The following is a 17,512-nucleotide window of genomic DNA, read 5'->3' as shown; positions in this document are numbered from 1 at the left end:
CAAACAGGCGGGTGGGGGACATGGGGGCAGTGGCTCCGGCATTCACGACGAACGGCGAGCATAACCGAGATGAGACAAATTGTGACAGCTGCGGAAGCCGGCGCTGTCAGTGCTGACGCCATCGCGAGCAGGCTCGCTCCCACAGGGGATTCGCAGTGGACACGAGATTTGTGAACACCACCAACCACTGTGGGAGCGAGCCTGCTCGCGATAGCAATCGTGCAGCCACTACATGACGATCAGAACAACACCTTCGCCACATCCGCAAACCGCTTGGCGAAATGCACGGTAATCCCCTTCTTTCCGGCAACTCGCCGAAACTGCCGAAATTGTGTTTTGGCAGAATCAATTCAAAGATCTTCTGCCACAGATTTTCAGCTATACCCGCTATGCACTTTTCTGCTTTTTTACGGAGCAAAAGCAGAGTCACTTTATGATGATGGGCAAGTCGTGAGTCCAGTTCGACTTATGTTCTATTCCATAAAAGTCTGTATATGTTTGCATGGCCTTCAGTACATAAGAACCAGGGGTCAGCGCCCAGTTGGGTGTTGCCTTCCAATAACCGCCGCCATCAGAATAAATACTGGTTTTGTATGTGCCAATGGGTAATGGACTTACCTTGATCAGTTCGATGTCGACCCGAGCCCTAAAGGGGTATGCATTTCCTTGGATAGTTTGCTCGATCAGAGGAAGTGACTCTCCCTCAAGAGGTTTGGTTATTTCTGGTCGTTCAAGCAGTTTTTGGTAATGTACTTTTTCGCTTGGTTCGGATATTTCTTCTGGCCAATACCGTCGTTGCCTTACACGAAACCAGGCTTGCCTAGGTAGTTTAAGTCCTGCTCCTTCGGGTGTAGAACTCCACGTCCCGTCTTGTTTTACCTCGGTCATGGGTTCCCAAACGTGTTCAGCCCAAAAACTGGAGTTCAGTTCAATGAAGGCGAGCGGTTCGCCTACCCCGTTCATTACCAGTTTTTCAACCTTATCCCCCTCTTTAGGACTCAAGATAGTCGGAGGGGCTAATTGCGTTTTTGCTTCCATGATTGCTCTCACTTTAATGAGGATATGAGCAACCGTTTTATCAGGGCAGGGAAATGAATCCACCTGTCAGAAGTGTCAGCTCCGACAGGTGGTCGTTGTGCAGTGAGGCGATGAATTAAAACAACACCTTCGCCACATCCGCAAAGCGCTTGGCAAAATGCACGGTAATCCCTTCCTTCAGATAATCCGGCAATTCATCAAAACTCCCGCGATTCGGCTCCGGCAGAATCAATTCAAAAATCTTCTGCCGCCGCGCCGCAATCACCTTCTCGCGCACTCCGCCAATCGGTAAAACATGCCCGGTCAGCGTCAGTTCGCCGGTCATGGCCACGCCTTTTTTCGGCGGCTGATTGCGTGCCAGCGAGAGCAGGGCGCTGGCCATGGTCACGCCGGCGCTCGGGCCGTCTTTCGGGGTGGCGCCTTCCGGTACGTGCAGGTGGACGAAAGCCTCGTCGAAGAACTTCGGATCGCCGCCAAACGACTTCAGATTCGAGCTGACGTAGCTGTAGGCAATTTCCGCCGACTCCTTCATCACGTCACCCAATTGCCCGGTGAGTTTGAAACCACGGTTGAGCGTGTGAATCCGCGTCGCTTCAATCGGCAGTGTCGCGCCGCCCATGCTGGTCCAGGCCAAGCCAGTGATCACGCCGGTACCGGACAGCACTTGCTCATTGCGGAACACCGGGTGGCCGAGTGAGGTTTCGAGGTCTTTCGGGCCGAGCTTGATCACTGCTTTTGGCTCGTCGATCAACTTCATCACCGCCTTGCGCACCAGTTTGCCCAGTTGTTTTTCCAACTGCCGCACCCCGGCTTCACGGGCGTAACCGTCGATCAGCGCCTTCAACGCGGTGTCGCTGATGCTCAGGCTGCCTTTCGACACGCCAGCCTTCTCAAGCTGCTTGGGCCACAGATGACGCTTGGCGATGGCGATTTTTTCTTCGGTGATGTAACCCGACAGGCGAATCACTTCCATTCGGTCGAGCAACGGGCCGGGGATTGAATCGAGGGTGTTGGCGGTGCAGACGAACAGTACTTTCGACAGGTCCAGACGCAGGTCCAGGTAATGGTCGAGGAATTCGACGTTCTGTTCCGGGTCGAGGGTTTCCAGCAGCGCCGAGGCCGGATCGCCCTGGTAGCTCTGGCCCATCTTGTCGATTTCGTCGAGCATGATCACCGGGTTCATCACTTCGACGTCTTTCAACGCTTGCACGAGTTTGCCCGGCATCGCACCAATGTAGGTGCGACGGTGGCCCTTGATCTCGGCTTCGTCGCGCATGCCGCCGAGGCTGAAGCGGTAGAACGGCCGGCCCAAGGATTCGGCGATGGATTTGCCGACGCTGGTTTTACCCACGCCCGGCGGACCGACCAGCAGCACGATGGAACCGCTGATCTCACCTTTGTAGGCACCCACGGCGAGGAACTCGAGGATGCGGTCCTTGATGTCATCGAGGCCCGCGTGGTGCTTGTCCAGCACCTTGCGGGCGTGCTTGAGGTCGAGTTTGTCTTCGCCATACACGCCCCACGGCACTGAGGTCGCCCAGTCGAGGTAGTTGCGCGTGACCGCGTACTCCGGCGAACCGGTCTCGAGGATCGACAGCTTGTTCATTTCCTCTTCGATGCGTTTCTGCGCCTGCGTCGACAACACCTTGCCGACCAGGCGCTGTTCGAACTGCTCGATGTCGGCGCTGCGGTCATCCTTGGTCAGGCCCAGCTCTTGCTGGATGACTTTTAACTGTTCTTTGAGGAAAAACTCGCGCTGATGCTCGCCGATCTTGCGGTTAACTTCGGCGGAAATTTCTTTTTGCAGCCGCGCAACTTCAACTTCCTTGCGCAGCATCGGCAGGACTTTTTCCATGCGCTTGAGCATCGGCACGCAGTCGAGCACTTCTTGCAGCTCGCTGCCGGTCGCCGACGTCAGGGCGGCGGCGAAGTCGGTCAGCGGCGACGGATCGTTGGGGCTGAAGCGGTTGAGGTAGTTCTTCAGCTCTTCGCTGTACAGCGGGTTGAGCGGCAGCAGTTCCTTGATCGCGTTGATCAGCGCCATGCCGTAGGCCTTGACCTCGTCGGTCGGCTCGGTGGGCTGGTGCGGGTACTCGACTTCCACCAGGTACGGCGGGCGATGGTGCTTGAGCCAGGTCTTGAGGCGTACGCGGGTCAGGCCCTGGGCGACGAATTGCAGCTTGCCGTTTTCGCGGCTGGCGTGGTGCACCTTGACCAGCGTGCCGTAGAGCGGCAGGGCCGAGGTGTCGAAATGGCGCGGGTCTTCCTGGGGCGTGTCCATGTAGAACAGGGCCAGGGAGTGGTGATCGGATTTGCTCACCAGATCCAGCGTTTCAGCCCACGGTTCTTCATTGACGATCACCGGCAGCACTTGGGCCGGGAAGAACGGGCGATTGTGGATCGGGATGATGTAGACCTTGTCTGGCAGGTTCTGGCCGGGCAGGGCGAGGCCTTTGCCGGTGGAGTGGTGCGGGGCGTTTTCGGGGTCGGCGTAGTCGCTCGGGTCTTCGGGGAATTCTTGCTGGTCGCTCATGGGGCACCTGCGCAATGGGGTATGGATCTTAGATGGGGCAGGTGGGGGGTGGTTTCAATGGCTGGGGGTGTTTCGTGATGTGCGTTCAGGTTTTCGACAGGGTTGGGGATTTTTGGTGTTTGTGCGGCCTCATCGCTGGCAGCCAGCTCCTACAGGGTATGCGTAACCTTTGTAGGAGCTGCGATGCGGCGACCCGACTTGCCAGCGATAGCGGATGGTCAGGCACTGCCGAGCTAAACCTTGGCACTCACCTCACTGCGATTGACCAACGCCTCCAGCGCATCGGTCAAACTCGGCGCTTTGTCGCCGATCAACAAATGCCAGATGCCGCCGTCCAGCTGACTGACCCCCTGACAACCCAGTGCCTTCAATTCACATTCCGACAAGGTCTTGCCGTCGGCCAGTTGCAGACGTATCCGGGTCATGGCCACGCAATCCATCTGCAAGACGTTTTCCCCGCCACCCAACGCATTTAGCCACCGCTGTGCTTCCGGGTGCGCCACGACGGCAGGCACAGGCATATCAATCGCAACCGCCGGTGTCGACACCGCCGCACGGCTGACTGTCGGCATCGCCAGGCGGATTTCATCGGCAATGCTGTCGGCCATCGGCCCGACCACTACCTGCAAACTCCCGCCTTTGCCCGGACGCACCACAGCCATCGCGCCCAGCGCTTTCAGCTCGGCATCGTTGGCCTTGTTGCGATCCACCATGTCCAGTCGCAGTCGCGTGGTGCAGGCACCGACGGTGAGCAAATTCTGCGCGCCGCCCAGCGCCTTGATGTACGCCCCGGCCCGTTGGTTTTCCGCTACCCGCGCTTTCTCGGTCGTGGCCACCTCTTCACGCCCAGGCGTCTTCAGGTTGAACCGGCGAATGCAGAAATCGAACACCATGTAGTAAATCACCGCATAGGCCAGCCCCACCGGGATCACCCGCCACCCGTTGGTGGATTTGCCCCAACCGAGAATCATGTCGATGAAGCCGCCGGAGAAGGTGAAACCGAGGTGGATGTTCAGCAGGTTGGTGACAGCCATCGACAGGCCCGTCAGCAGTGCGTGCAGCAGATACAGCAGCGGCGCGAGAAACATGAAGGCGAATTCGATCGGCTCGGTCACCCCAGTCAGGAACGAGGTCAGGGCCATCGACAGGAAGATCCCGCCCATCACTTTGCGCCGTTCCGGCAACGCATTGCGGTACATCGCCAGGCACGCCGCTGGCAGGCCGAAGAGCATCACCGGGAACATGCCGGTAGTGAATTGGCCGCCCTTGGGGTCACCGGCGAAGTAGCGCGAGATATCGCCGGTCACCAGTGCGCCCGTGGCCGGGTCAGTGAAGTTGCCGAAGACGAACCACGCCATGTTGTTGATGATGTGGTGCAGGCCGGTCACGATCAGCAGGCGGTTGAGCACGCCGAAAATGAAGGCGCCCACGCTGCCGCTTTCCAGCATCAACACGCCGAAGCTGTTGATGCCGTGCTGGATCGGCGGCCAGATCAGGCCGAACACCACGCCCAGGCCGACTGCGGCGAACCCGGTGATGATCGGCACAAAGCGCCGGCCGCCGAAGAACGCCAGGTATTCCGGGAGCTTGATGTCTTTGAAACGGTTGTACAGCGCACCGGCCATCAAGCCGCTGACGATCCCCGCGAGCATGCCCATGTTGATGCTCGCGTCGAGCACCTTGAGGGTGGAGATCATCACCAGGTAGCCAATCACTCCAGCGAGGCCTGCGGTGCCGTTGTTGTCCTTGGCGAAGCCGACCGCGATGCCGATGGCGAAGATCATCGCCAGGTTGGCGAAGATGACCTGACCGGCATCGTGGATGATCGCGATGTCCAGCAGGTCGGTGTCGCCCAGGCGCAGCAGCAACCCGGCAATCGGCAGGATCGCGATCGGCAGCATCAGCGCACGGCCGAGGCGCTGCAGGCCTTCGATGAAGTATTGGTACATGGCGGATCTCCCTGGATTCTTGTTATTAGTTGTTCAGCTCAGAGGCCAATGTTGGTGACAGGCGTGACGCACCGCGCTGGCGCTGCTCAGCTTGAGCAGGCCGAGGCTGATGCGTCGGCATTCGCTGGCGTCGAGGTGGCGCACGCGGTCCTTGATTTCGCCGATTTGCACCGGGCTGACCGACAACTCGCTGACGCCCAGGCCAATCAGGGCGGGCGTCGCCAGCGGATCGGAGGCGAGCGCACCGCACACGCCGACCCAGCGGCCATGCACGGCGGCACCGGCGCAGGTCTGGGCGATCAGCCGCAGCAGCGCCGGGTGCATGGCATCGACCCGCGACGCGAGGCCGGCGTGGTCGCGGTCCATCGCCAGGGTGTACTGGGACAAATCGTTGGTGCCGATGGACAGGAAGTCCGCGTGTTCAGCCAGTTGCTCGGCCAGCAACGCGGCGGCCGGGACTTCGATCATCACCCCCAGCTCCGGGCGCTCGCTGACACCGAGCTCCGCGCACAAGGCCTCGAGACGCTGGCGGACGTGCAACAGCTCATCGACTTCGGTGACCATCGGCAGCAGGATCCGGCAGCGCGACAACGGGCTGACGTGCAGCAGGGCGCGCAGTTGCTGATCGAGAATTTCCGGACGGGCCTGAGCCAGGCGAATACCGCGCAAGCCGAGCACCGGATTGGCCTCGGCCGGCAATGGCAGGTAATCGAGCTGCTTGTCGCCGCCGACATCAATGGTGCGGATAATCACCGATTTGTCGCCCATGGCGTCGAGCACCGCTTGATAGGCGACACGCTGCTCCTCTTCGTCCGGCGCAGTGTGGCGGTCGACGAACAGGAACTCGGTGCGCAGCAGGCCGACGCCATCGGCGCCGTTGGCCAGCGCATCGGCCGCCTCAGCGCTGGAGGCGACATTGGCGGCGACTTCGATCTGCACCCCGTCGAGCGTCAGCGCCTGGGTATGCGCCTGAGATTGTTGCAGCGCTCGACGTTGCTGGTGGTCCCGTTGCGCCTGATGCACGTCGGCCATGCGCTGGGCAGAAGGCGCGAGTTCGAGACGCCCACCGTCGGCATCCAGCACCACCGCCTGGCCCTGTTGCTGATCCAGCAGCGCCGACCCCAGCGCGACCATGCACGGCAAGCCTTTGCCGCGAGCGAGAATCGCCACGTGGGACGTCGCGCCGCCCTCGGCCATGCACAGCCCGGCGACCCCTTGCTGGCTGAGTTGCAGCAGGTCGGACGGGGTCAGTTCATGCGCGGCGACGATGGCGCCGGCCGGCAGGTCGTAGTGCCAGCGCTCACCGAGCAGCGCGCGCAATACCCGTTGCTTGAGGTCGCGCAAGTCGTTGGCGCGTTCGGCCAGCAATGGGCTGCCGAGTTGCTGCAACACGTCGCATTGCACGTCGATCGATCGGCTCCAGGCGTGAGTCGCGGCCACGCCCCGGTCGATGGCGGCGTGCGCTGCATCCAACAGCGCCGGGTCTTCGAGCAGGGCGAGGTGCGCGGCGAAGATCGCTTCTTCGTCGGTGTCCTTGTGCTTCCTGGCCTGGGCCAGCGTGGTATCGATTTCGTGGCGCACGACGTTCAGCGCGGTATCAAGGGCTTGGCGCTGTTGCTCTGGAACGTGGTTGCCGGCGTCCTCCGGCAAGCTGATCGTGTTCAAGCGAAATAGCGGTCCGCCGACCAGTCCGGGCGCAGCGCACACACCATGAAGCACACCCGCTTCGGCTGCACGCCCACGCTGGGCAATCGGTGTTGGCGCGATGGCGTGACTGTCTTCGCCCAGCGCGGTGGACAATGCCGTCAACAACGCTTGCAGCGCCGCTTCGGCATCCGTGCCCTGACAGCTGACCTGAACCTCGTCCTGCTCACCGATGGCCAGCCCCATCAACCCGATCAGGCTGTCGCAGCGCGCCGATTTGCCGGCGAAGTGCAGCTGCGATTTGCTTTTGAAACCTTGTGCGGTCTGGCGGATCAGCGCTGCCGGCCGGGCGTGCAAACCACCCCGGTGGGCGATACGGATGTGGCCAACAAACGCTTCCCCGGACAGGTCCGCTTCTGCCTGCGCGCCAGACGCCTGCCGACGAATGATGTGCAGCAACGGTTCACCGACCTTCACCGATTTCAGCGTGATTGGCCGCGCCTGAAAGTCCTCGCTGTTGGTCAGGATCATCAGGCTGACCAGGCTTTTGCACTGCTGCGCGACCTTGTCCAGGTCATAGCGCAGCAGTGGCTGGCCATTGGCGACGCGCGCCCCTTCCTTGACCAGCATCGAGAACCCGTTGCCCTGCAACTCGACGGTGTCCAGGCCCAGGTGCAGCAGCAATTCGGCGCCGTTGTCGGCGCGCAAGGTGATGGCGTGGCCGGTGCGGGCGACGTGCACCACCACGCCGGCGCACGGCGCGTGCAGGGTATCGTTCAGCGGATCGATGGCGATCCCGTCGCCCATCGCGCCGCTGGCGAACACCGGGTCCGGGACTTTGGCGAGTGTGAGCACCGGGCCGCTGAGCGGGGCGCTGAGGGTCAGCTCTTTATTATTGTTGTGCATGGCTCGGTCTCATCAGGAAAATACGATTCGGAAATTCGCCCGGCCCCTGTAGGAGCGAGCCTGCTCGCGAAGAACTTGAGAACAGCGCGTTTATTCAGGAAGACCGCGTTATCGTTAACGTCCATCGCCGGCAAGCCGGTCTCGCTCCTACAGGGGGATTGCCTTTAATGCGTTCGCGTGACTTTGCTCAGGTGCCGTGGCTGGTCCGGGTCCATGCCGCGCGCCACCGCCAGACCGGCGGCCATGACGTAGAAACTCTGGATCGCCAGAATCGGATCGAGGGCCGGGTGTTCGGCGCGGGTCAGGGTGAGGTCACGTTCGGCGATGTCATCCGGCGCGGCCAGCAATACGCGGGCCCCCCGCAGACGCATGTCGGCGGCGAGACTGATCAGGCCAGCCTGCTCGGCACCGCGTGGGGCGAACACCAGCAACGGATAGTGCTCGCCGATCAACGCCATCGGGCCGTGACGGACTTCGGCGCTGCTGAAGGCTTCGGCCTGAATCGCCGAGGTTTCCTTGAATTTGAGCGCCGCTTCCTGGGCGATGGCGAAACCGGCGCCACGGCCGATCACCATCAGGCGTTGGCAATCGCGCAAGGCGTCGATGGCCAGGCTCCAGTCCTGCTGCGCCGCTTCGCGCAGACCTTCCGGCAAGGCGTGGCCGGCTTCGAGCAATTGCTCGTCTTCTTTCCAGTGCGCGATCAGGCGGGCGCTGGCGCTGAGGGTGGCGATAAAACTCTTGGTCGCGGCGACGCTGCTTTCCGTCCCCGCGCACAGCGGCAGGCTGAATTCACACGCGGCTTCCAGCGGCGAACTTTCGGCGTTGACCATGGAGATGCTCAAGGCGCCGCGTTTGCGCAACAGACGCAGGCTGTTCACCAGATCCGGGCTTTGCCCTGATTGCGAGAAGGCAAACGCCACCTGACCGCTGACCTTCAACGGCGCTTGTTGCATGGTCACCACCGACATCGGCAGCGACGCCACGGGAATCCCCAGTTGCTGCATGGTCAGGTAGGCGAAGTAGCTGGCGGCATGGTCGGAACTGCCGCGCGCGACGGTCATCGCCACTTGCGGCGGCTGACGGCGCAGACGCCCGGCAATTTCGATCATCTGCGGGTCGAGTTGCTGCAACTGCGCCTGCACGGCTTCGAACGAGGACAGCGCCTCTTCAAGCATTTTTGAAGTCAATGTCTTCTCCTTCGACCATGACGGCGGTCAGTGTGAGTGAGCGATCCAGCCGCACGCAGTCGGCCCAGGCGCCGGGTTGCAGGCGTCCGCGTTCGGTGATGCCGAGGTAGTCGGCGGGGAATTGCGAAAGACGTTGCGAAGCCTCGGCGATCGGCAAACCGATCTTCACCAGGTTGCGCAACGCCTGATCCATGGTCAGCGTGCTGCCGGCCAGGGTGCCGTCGGGCAGGCGCACACCGCCCAGGCATTTGGTCACCGTGTGGCTACCGAGCTTGTATTCGCCGTCCGGCATGCCGGCGGCGGCGGTGGAATCCGTGACGCAATACAGGCACGGAATCGAGCGCAGGGCTACGCGCATCGCGCCGGGGTGCACGTGCAGCAAGTCCGGAATCAGTTCCGCGTATTTCGCATGCGCCAGCGCTGCGCCGACGATGCCTGGCTCGCGGTGATGCAGCGGGCTCATGGCGTTGTAGAGGTGGGTGAAACTGCTCGCGCCGGCTGCCAGCGCGGCCACGCCTTCCTCGTAACTGCCAAGGGTGTGGCCGATCTGCATGCGCACGCCACGTGAACTGAGGGCGCGGATCAAGGCATCGTGGCCGGCGATTTCCGGAGCAATGGTGATGACCCGGATCGGCGCCAGTGCCAGGTATTCCTCGACTTCGGCCATCAACGCGGTATGGGCGAAATTCGGTTGCGCGCCAAGTTTGCCGGGGTTGATGTACGGGCCTTCCAGGTGCACACCGAGCACGCGGGCGCTGCCGCTCGGGCGTTGTTCGCAGAACTCGCCGACGGCTTTGAGCACACTGGAAATCTCTTCGCTCGGCGCGGTCATGGTGGTCGCCAGCAACGAGGTGGTGCCGAAACGCACGTGGGTTCGGGTGATGGTTTCGAAGGCGGTCGCGCCTTCCATGATGTCTTTGCCACCGCCGCCGTGAACGTGCAGGTCGATGAAGCCGGGCAGCAAGTAAGGCAGGTCGTTGTCTGCCGGATCGCACGGCACGCCTTCGATCGACAGGACCTTGCCGTGTTCGTGAACCAGCCGGCCGCGTATCCAGCCGTCGGCGGTGAGGATGTTGTCTTCGGACATGATGGGGTCTCGGTTCTTAGCGGCGAAGCTCTTTATCAACGAAGCTCTTTATCTACGAAGCTCTGCGACAAAGTCGTAGTAGTCGTTGCGGCAATAGGTGTCGGTGACTTCGATCGGCGTGTTGTCTTCGAGGTAGCCGACCCGGGTCATCAGCAACATGGCGGTGCCGGGGGCGATGCCGACCAGTGCGGCGAATTCGTCCGAGGCGTTGATCGCCTGGATGTGCTGCAAGGCGCGGACCACCGGTTTGCCGATGCCGTCGAGGTATTCGTAGAGGGAATCGCCCACCGCTTGCGGCTTGGGAATGATCGAGGCGGGCAGGGTGCTCATCTCGATTGCCATTACCGTGTCGTCGGCTTTGCGCAGGCGTTTGAGCCGGGCGACCTTGTCGTTTGGCGACAAGCCGAGGCGAATCAGTTCTTCGTGGGTCGGCGGGGTGATTTCCCGTTCCAGCCATTGCGAGCCGGGGACGAAACCTTTCAGCCGCAGCATCTCGCTGAAACCCGAGAGGCGCGACAGCGGTTGTTCCAGGCGCGGGGTGATGAAGGTGCCGGACCCTTGATTGCGCCGGATCAGGCCTTGATCGAACAGCACTTCCAACGCCTTGCGGGCGGTGACGCGGGAGATGCCCAGTATTTCGCTGAGGTTGCGTTCCGACGGCATCGCCTGCTCGGCTTTCCACTGGCCGGCGTGGATCGCCGCTTCCAGATTACGCGCCAGTTGCAGGTACAGCGGCGTGGGTTGGGTGTCGTCAGGGCGCAGGGCCTGGAGGTCATTCATGTTGGGTGTCCGATGCGGATATTGGAGTGTTGTCGCCCGGTAGTGCAGCGAAAACTAATACCACTTGAATACCATGTCAATGAGACCACTTTGCTGTTGGCGCGGGAAAACCTGCCTTTGCGGATGGCATACAGGGTTGTTGGTTTTAAGTGGTATTAGCGGAGAGGGCGTTGCAAGCAAAAATCGCAGCGTTTGGCAGTGCCTGCGGGTGGGAGTGGTATCAACCCAGCAGGCGCCGCCAAAGGCTGCGATCTTCAGATTTTATTTTGTAACGGGCGACCAAAGGTCGGTGTTACGGGCGGATTTCGATCATCGTGCCGTCCGGCACCAGGCCCCATACCTCGCGCATGTCCATGTTGCGCATGGCGATGCAGCCGTCGGTCCAGTCCAGGGTGTGGAACAGGTTTTCAGGGTTTTCTTCGGTGTCCGGAGTACCGTGGATCATGATCATGCCGCCGGGCTCGACGCCTTCGCGCCGGGCGCGTGCGGAGTCGCTGATGTTCGGGTAGGAGATGTGCATCGCCAGGTTGAATTTATCGCTGACCTTGCGCCAGTCCAGCCAATAGAAACCTTCAGGCGTGCGTTTGTCGCCTTCCATCAGTTTCGGCCCCTTGGGGCGTTTGCCCAGGGAGATGCGATAGGTCTTCAGCGGCTTGCCGTCGTTGATCAATTGCAATTGGTGGGCGGACTTGAGAACCAGGACTTTGTCGATGACTTTGCCGTCCAGCGTTTCCGCAACGGAAGCCTGGGAGATAGCGACGAACGACAAGCAAAACAGGGCAAGCAACCAGCGCATTGAAACGATATCCCTAAGAGGTGTCGCGGCTATTTTATTTATAGATGTTTTTTAAGTGATGGCAGGCTGAGCAAGCGGCGGGATCGACTCGGATCGCACGGGGTAGACCTCGGTCCGCCGGTCAGCGAAGAAGTATTCTAAGGTACGGCCCACCGTGCGGAAAGCCAGGTCGGACCACGGGATGTCGGCTTCGTCGAAAAGTGCCACTTCCAGGCTCTCGGGACCGGCGGAAAAATCCAGGTCCACCAGCTCTGCACGAAAGAACACATGCACCTGACTGATGTGCGGCACATCGATCAACGTATAGATGCTCAAGTTGCGCACCCGCGCGCAGGCTTCTTCGGCCGTTTCGCGAATGGCCGCCTGTTCGATGGTTTCACCGTTCTCCATGAAACCGGCGGGCAGGGTCCAGTAACCGAGCCGTGGCTCGATGGCGCGCCGGCACAGCAACACTTTCGAGCCCCAGGTCGCCACGCAGCCGGCGACGATATTGGGATTCTGGTAGTGAATCGCCTGACAGCTGTCACAGACAAAACGCAGACGCGAATCGCCTTCGGGAATGCGCTGGGTGACCGGGTTGCCGCACTGACTGCAAAATTTCATGCTTGGGTTCCTGAATGCTGCGCCTATCTTGGCGTGCGGCGGTGTCTGTCGGCAAGTTGTCGTTTAGCGACACTCCACAGTTCGGGGGGTTGGGCGGTCGGTGTGATTGGTGCATGATGCGAGGTAGCGAATAAATCGAGAAGACTCATGCTGGACGAGCTACTGCATCGAGTAAGCAACCACATCCCACGCACACTGGAAACTGACAAACGTTTCCCGGAGGCCGCGGTTCTGGTGCCCATCACTCGCAGTGATGAACCGGAACTGGTTCTGACCCTGCGCGCCAGCGGGCTCTCGACCCATGGCGGCGAAGTGGCCTTCCCCGGCGGACGCCGCGACCCGGAAGACCCGGACCTGATTTTCACCGCACTACGCGAGGCCGAAGAAGAAATCGGCCTGCCGCCGGGGCTGGTCGAAGTGATAGGGCCGTTGAGCCCGCTGATTTCCCTGCACGGCATCAAGGTCACGCCTTATGTCGGCGTGATTCCGGATTTTGTCGAGTACCTGGCCAACGACGCCGAGATCGCTGCGGTGTTCAGCGTTCCCCTGGAATTCTTCCGCAAAGACCCGCGTGAACATACCCATCGCATCGATTACCAGGGCCGCAGCTGGTACGTGCCGAGTTATCGTTATGGCGAATACAAGATCTGGGGTTTGACCGCGATCATGATCGTCGAGTTGATCAACTTGCTCTATGACGCCAAAATCAGCCTGCACCAGCCGCCCAAGAGTTTTATCAACACCTGAAGCCATCGCTCGTATGGCGTGAAGCCGCGGCTGCCTGAGCCTGAGGACAACACGATGAAATACCGCCTGGGCGACGCCCGCGTCGACACCCATCCACAGAGCTGGGTTGCCCCCAACGCCGTGCTGGTGGGCAAGGTCAAACTGGAAGAGGGCGCCAACGTCTGGTTCAACGCCGTGCTGCGTGGCGACAACGAACTGATCCTGATCGGCAAGAACAGCAACGTCCAGGACGGCACCGTGATGCACACCGACATGGGCTACCCGCTGACCATCGGCACCGGCGTGACCATCGGCCACAACGCCATGCTCCACGGCTGCACCGTCGGTGACTACAGCCTGATCGGTATTAATGCAGTGATCCTCAACGGCGCAAAAATCGGCAAGAACTGCATCATCGGCGCCAACTCGCTGATCGGCGAAGGCAAGGAGATTCCGGACGGTTCGCTGGTCATGGGCTCGCCCGGCAAGGTCGTGCGCGAGCTGACCGAGCCGCAGAAAAAAATGCTCGAGGCCAGCGCTGCGCACTATGTGCATAACTCCCAGCGTTATGCCCGCGATCTGGCAGAGCAGGAAGAATGAACACGCCCGAACGTCCGGTGCTATCGCCCTGCGTGAATATATGTGCGCTGGACGACGATGACATCTGCACCGGGTGCCAGCGCACCGTGGCGGAAATCACGGGTTGGAGCCGGATGGACAACGAAGAGCGGCGCAAGGTGTTGGGGTTGTGCCATGAGCGGGCGAAATCCAGTGGGTTGATCTGGATGTTCGGAGCTAAATCGGATAATTGAGGTGCGCCCTTCGCGGGCAAGCCTCGCTCCTACAGGGTGAGGGTTGAACCACAATTACGTGTTCGACGCAGATCCGTAGGAGCGAGGCTTGCCCGCGAAGGCATCAGCGCTGACACCACAACCTTCTCTGCAGTACTCTGTGCGCCAAATTGACAGGTACTCTCGCGCCCCATGCTCTTCCTGATCGCCTACATCAGCAGCGTCGTGCTGATCAACTACGCCTTTTCCACCGCGCCGCACCTGGACATCATCTGGTCCGCCTGGGGCGGTTTGGTCTTCGTCCTGCGCGACATGGTGCAAACCCGCTTCGGCCACGGTGCAATCGCGGCGATGCTGGCAGCGCTGGTGCTGTCCTATGTCACCTCCGATCCGTCCATCGCCCTGGCCAGCGCCACCGCGTTCGCGGTCTCCGAATGCATCGACTGGCTGGTGTTCAGCATCACCAAACGCCCACTGCACGACCGCCTGTGGATAAGTTCGGCCCTGAGCATTCCCCTCGATACCTTCATCTTCTTCGGCATGATCGACGCCTTCACCCCGGCCGTGATCCTCACCGCCATGGGCTCGAAGTTCGCCGGCGTGACCGCCGTGTGGCTGATCATGGCGTGGCGCTTGCGCAAACTGGCCATCGCCGGCTGAAGCCAAACCCTCAGGTTCATGTAAAATGCCGCGCTTTCTCCCCATGGGAAGCGTGCCAGGCACAGCGACCCTCGATGATCCGCTCCTTTGAGGACCTGAGATGACCCGTATCGGAACTCCATTGTCGCCAACCGCGACCCGCGTATTGATGTGTGGCTGTGGTGAGTTGGGCAAGGAAGTGGTGATCGAGCTGCAACGCCTGGGCGTTGAAGTGATTGCCGTTGACCGTTACGCCAACGCGCCGGCCATGCAAGTCGCTCACCGCAGCCACGTGATCAACATGCTCGACGGTGCCGCCCTGCGTGCCGTGATCGAAGCCGAGAAGCCGCACTTCATCGTGCCGGAAATCGAAGCCATCGCCACCGCGACCCTGGTCGAACTGGAAGCCGAAGGCTTCACCGTGATCCCGACCGCACGCGCCGCGCAACTGACCATGAACCGTGAAGGCATCCGTCGCCTGGCCGCTGAAGAGCTGGACCTGCCGACCTCGCCGTACCACTTTGCCGACACTTTCGAGGATTACAGCAAAGCCGTTCAGGACCTGGGCTTCCCGTGCGTGGTCAAGCCGGTGATGAGTTCGTCGGGCAAGGGCCAGAGCCTGCTGCGCAGCGTCGATGACGTGAAAACCGCGTGGGATTACGCGCAAGAAGGCGGTCGTGCCGGTAAAGGTCGGGTGATCGTCGAGGGCTTCATCGACTTCGATTACGAAATCACTTTGCTGACCGTGCGTCATGTCGGCGGCACCACGTTCTGCGCGCCGGTCGGTCACCGTCAGGAGAAGGGCGACTACCAGGAATCCTGGCAGCCACAAGCCATGAGCCCGGTTGCCCTGGCGGAATCCGAGCGTGTGGCCAAAGCGGTCACCGAAGCCTTGGGCGGTCGTGGTCTGTTTGGCGTCGAACTGTTCATCAAAGGCGATCAGGTGTGGTTCAGCGAAGTCTCGCCACGCCCGCACGACACCGGCCTGGTGACCCTGATTTCTCAGGACCTGTCGCAGTTTGCACTGCACGCACGGGCCATTCTGGGGCTGCCGATTCCATTGATCCGTCAGTTCGCGCCTTCGGCTTCGGCGGTAATTCTGGTGGAAGGGCAGTCGACCCAGACGGCTTTCGCCAACCTCGGCGCGGCATTGAGCGAGCCGGACACGGCGTTGCGTCTGTTCGGCAAACCTGAAGTGAATGGTCAGCGCCGGATGGGTGTGGCGCTGGCGCGGGACGAGTCGATCGAGGCTGCCCGTGCCAAGGCGACCCGCGCTTCTCAGGCGGTCGTAGTCGAGCTGTAAACTGAGGCGCGGCAATCGCTAGCAGGCTAGCTCCCACAGGGTTATTGGGCGGTCACAGATTTTGTGTACACCCAATAACCCTGTGGGAGCCAGCCTGCTGGCGATGCTTCTGGTTCAGGCCACCCGATTCAAATCGTTGTGACGCGTCTCTTTCAGGCACAGCACCGCAATCAAACTCAGCACCGCCGCCCCCGACACATACCCGCCGACATAACTCAAACCACCCATCGCCACCAGCTTCTGCGCAAAGAACGGCGCCGCCGAGGCTCCGACAATGCCGCCCAGGTTGTAGGCCGCTGACGCGCCGGTATAACGCACGTGTGTCGGAAACAGCTCCGGCAGCAGCGCACCCATTGGCGCAAACGTCACGCCCATCAGAAACAGCTCGATGCACAGGAACAGCGCCACGCCCCAGGTCGAACCCTGGGTCAGCAGCGGCTCCATCAAGAACCCGGACAGAATCGCCAGCACGCCGCCGATGATCAGTACCGGTTTGCGCCCGTAACGGTCACTGGCCCAGGCCGACAACGGTGTCGCGGCGGCCATGAACAGCACCGCAAAACACAGCAGCGCGAGGAAGGTTTCGCGGGTGTAGCCCAGCGTCGACACGCCATAACTCAGCGAAAACACCGTCGAGATGTAGAACAGCGCGTAGCACACCACCATCGAACCGGCGCCCAGCAGCATCGGCGCCCAATACTGGCTGAACAGCTCGACCAGCGGGATCTTCACCCGTTCCTGACGGGCCATGGCATTGGCGAACACCGGGGTTTCGTGCAGCTTGAGGCGCACGTACAAGCCGACCATCACCAGCGCGGCGCTGAGCAGGAACGGGATCCGCCAGCCCCACGAACGGAACTGTTCGTCGTCCAGTGTCATTGCCAGCGTCAAAAACAGCCCGTTGGCCGCGAGAAAGCCGATCGACGGGCCAAGCTGCGGGAACATGCCGAACCAGGCGCGCTTGCCCTTGGGCGCGTTTTCCGTCGCCAGCAATGCCGCGCCGCCCCATTCGCCGCCCAGGCCCAAACCCTGGCCGAAGCGCAGCACGCAGAGCAGGATCGGCGCCCAGGCCCCGATGCTGTCGTAACCCGGCAGCACGCCGATCAGCGTGGTGCACACGCCCATCAGCAGCAAGGAGGCGACCAGGGTCGACTTGCGCCCGATGCGGTCACCGAAGTGGCCGAACAGTGCCGAGCCCAGCGGCCTGGCGAGGAACGCGATGCCGAACGTGAGAAACGCCGAGAGCATCTGGGCCGTGCCGGAGGTCTGCGGAAAAAACACCGGACCGATCACCAGCGCGGCGGCAGTGGCGTACACGTAGAAGTCGTAGAACTCGATGGCGGTGCCGATGAAACTCGCGGTCGCCACGCGGGTGGCGGAGTTCGTCGGTTGCGCAGGCGTGGTTTCTGAATAGGTCGTGCTGGTAGTCATGCGGTAATCCCTGACAGTCATGTGCCCCAGTGGAGCGAATTATTATGGTCGAACACCCAGGGATGTGGGTTTGATGCGGGGGTGCGGGTAGCACGGGGG

Annotated in this window: 15 protein-coding genes and 1 pseudogene; 5 read left to right on the top strand and 11 right to left on the bottom strand. The window is 61.4% G+C overall.

What is annotated here, in order from left to right; genetic code table 11:
- Window positions 1-239 precede the first annotated feature (239 nt).
- The 10 genes and pseudogenes from KGA82_RS29515 to KGA82_RS23960 all read right to left on the bottom strand — a co-directional run.
- Window positions 240-364 (bottom strand): annotated as a pseudogene (locus KGA82_RS29515) (hypothetical protein); the annotation flags it as partial.
- 62 nt (window positions 365-426) lie between these two features.
- The gene (locus tag KGA82_RS24000) at window positions 427-1,038 is read right to left on the bottom strand and encodes a hypothetical protein (RefSeq protein ID WP_223452679.1); all 612 of its coding nucleotides are present in this window, start codon (window positions 1,036-1,038) and stop codon (window positions 427-429) included.
- A 115-nt stretch (window positions 1,039-1,153) separates the two neighbouring features.
- Window positions 1,154-3,571, bottom strand: coding sequence for an endopeptidase La (lon, locus tag KGA82_RS23995; protein ID WP_223452678.1), 2,418 nt, complete (start codon window positions 3,569-3,571; stop codon window positions 1,154-1,156).
- Between the two features lie 233 nt (window positions 3,572-3,804).
- Complete coding sequence (nagE, locus tag KGA82_RS23990; RefSeq protein ID WP_223452677.1) at window positions 3,805-5,520, bottom strand: N-acetylglucosamine-specific PTS transporter subunit IIBC; 1,716 nt, start codon at window positions 5,518-5,520, stop codon at window positions 3,805-3,807.
- Window positions 5,521-5,553: 33 nt separating this feature from the next.
- Window positions 5,554-8,070 (bottom strand): phosphoenolpyruvate--protein phosphotransferase, encoded by a 2,517-nt coding sequence (gene ptsP, locus KGA82_RS23985; RefSeq protein ID WP_223452676.1) that lies wholly within the window; start codon window positions 8,068-8,070, stop codon window positions 5,554-5,556.
- Between the two features lie 164 nt (window positions 8,071-8,234).
- Entirely contained in the window at window positions 8,235-9,257 is a 1,023-nt protein-coding gene (locus tag KGA82_RS23980; RefSeq protein WP_223452675.1) for an SIS domain-containing protein, read from the bottom strand.
- On the bottom strand, window positions 9,238-10,344 hold the full coding sequence (gene nagA, locus KGA82_RS23975; protein ID WP_223452674.1) for an N-acetylglucosamine-6-phosphate deacetylase: 1,107 nt from the start codon (window positions 10,342-10,344) through the stop codon (window positions 9,238-9,240). The genes KGA82_RS23980 and nagA overlap by 20 nt, the downstream gene beginning before the upstream one ends.
- Window positions 10,345-10,392: 48 nt before the next feature.
- A complete protein-coding gene (locus tag KGA82_RS23970) occupies window positions 10,393-11,124 on the bottom strand; it encodes a GntR family transcriptional regulator (protein ID WP_008042387.1) in 732 nt (243 codons plus the stop codon).
- 292 nt (window positions 11,125-11,416) lie between these two features.
- Window positions 11,417-11,920, bottom strand: a complete 504-nt coding sequence (locus KGA82_RS23965; protein WP_008025576.1) for a murein L,D-transpeptidase family protein — start codon at window positions 11,918-11,920, stop codon at window positions 11,417-11,419.
- Between the two features lie 51 nt (window positions 11,921-11,971).
- Window positions 11,972-12,523 (bottom strand): NUDIX hydrolase, encoded by a 552-nt coding sequence (locus tag KGA82_RS23960; RefSeq protein ID WP_223452673.1) that lies wholly within the window; start codon window positions 12,521-12,523, stop codon window positions 11,972-11,974.
- Window positions 12,524-12,670: 147 nt separating this feature from the next.
- Here KGA82_RS23960 and KGA82_RS23955 point away from each other — a divergent pair, with 147 nt between their 5' ends.
- The 5 genes from KGA82_RS23955 to purT all read left to right on the top strand — a co-directional run bounded on the left by KGA82_RS23955 (window position 12,671) and on the right by purT (window position 15,982).
- Window positions 12,671-13,270: a CoA pyrophosphatase gene (locus tag KGA82_RS23955; RefSeq protein WP_008025581.1), complete on the top strand. Its 600-nt coding sequence runs from the start codon at window positions 12,671-12,673 to the stop codon at window positions 13,268-13,270.
- 54 nt (window positions 13,271-13,324) lie between these two features.
- Window positions 13,325-13,849: a gamma carbonic anhydrase family protein gene (locus KGA82_RS23950; protein ID WP_008025583.1), complete on the top strand. Its 525-nt coding sequence runs from the start codon at window positions 13,325-13,327 to the stop codon at window positions 13,847-13,849.
- A complete protein-coding gene (locus KGA82_RS23945; RefSeq protein WP_192228453.1) occupies window positions 13,846-14,061 on the top strand; it encodes a DUF1289 domain-containing protein in 216 nt (71 codons plus the stop codon). The genes KGA82_RS23950 and KGA82_RS23945 overlap by 4 nt, the downstream gene beginning before the upstream one ends.
- A 171-nt stretch (window positions 14,062-14,232) precedes the next feature.
- Window positions 14,233-14,700, top strand: a complete 468-nt coding sequence (locus KGA82_RS23940) for a VUT family protein (protein ID WP_192228454.1) — start codon at window positions 14,233-14,235, stop codon at window positions 14,698-14,700.
- Between the two features lie 100 nt (window positions 14,701-14,800).
- Entirely contained in the window at window positions 14,801-15,982 is a 1,182-nt protein-coding gene (gene purT / locus KGA82_RS23935) for a formate-dependent phosphoribosylglycinamide formyltransferase (protein ID WP_008042382.1), read from the top strand.
- Window positions 15,983-16,096: 114 nt separating this feature from the next.
- Here purT and KGA82_RS23930 read toward each other — a convergent pair whose 3' ends face one another.
- Window positions 16,097-17,413, bottom strand: a complete 1,317-nt coding sequence (locus KGA82_RS23930; protein ID WP_008042381.1) for an MFS transporter — start codon at window positions 17,411-17,413, stop codon at window positions 16,097-16,099.
- Between the last annotated feature and the right edge of the window lie 99 nt (window positions 17,414-17,512).

Origin of the sequence: Pseudomonas sp. BF-RE-22, assembly GCF_019956155.1 — a bacterium.
GTDB lineage: Bacteria > Pseudomonadota > Gammaproteobacteria > Pseudomonadales > Pseudomonadaceae > Aquipseudomonas > Aquipseudomonas migulae.
The sequence above is the reverse complement of the archived record's forward strand: the minus strand, read 5'-3'. Positions and strand labels throughout refer to the sequence as shown.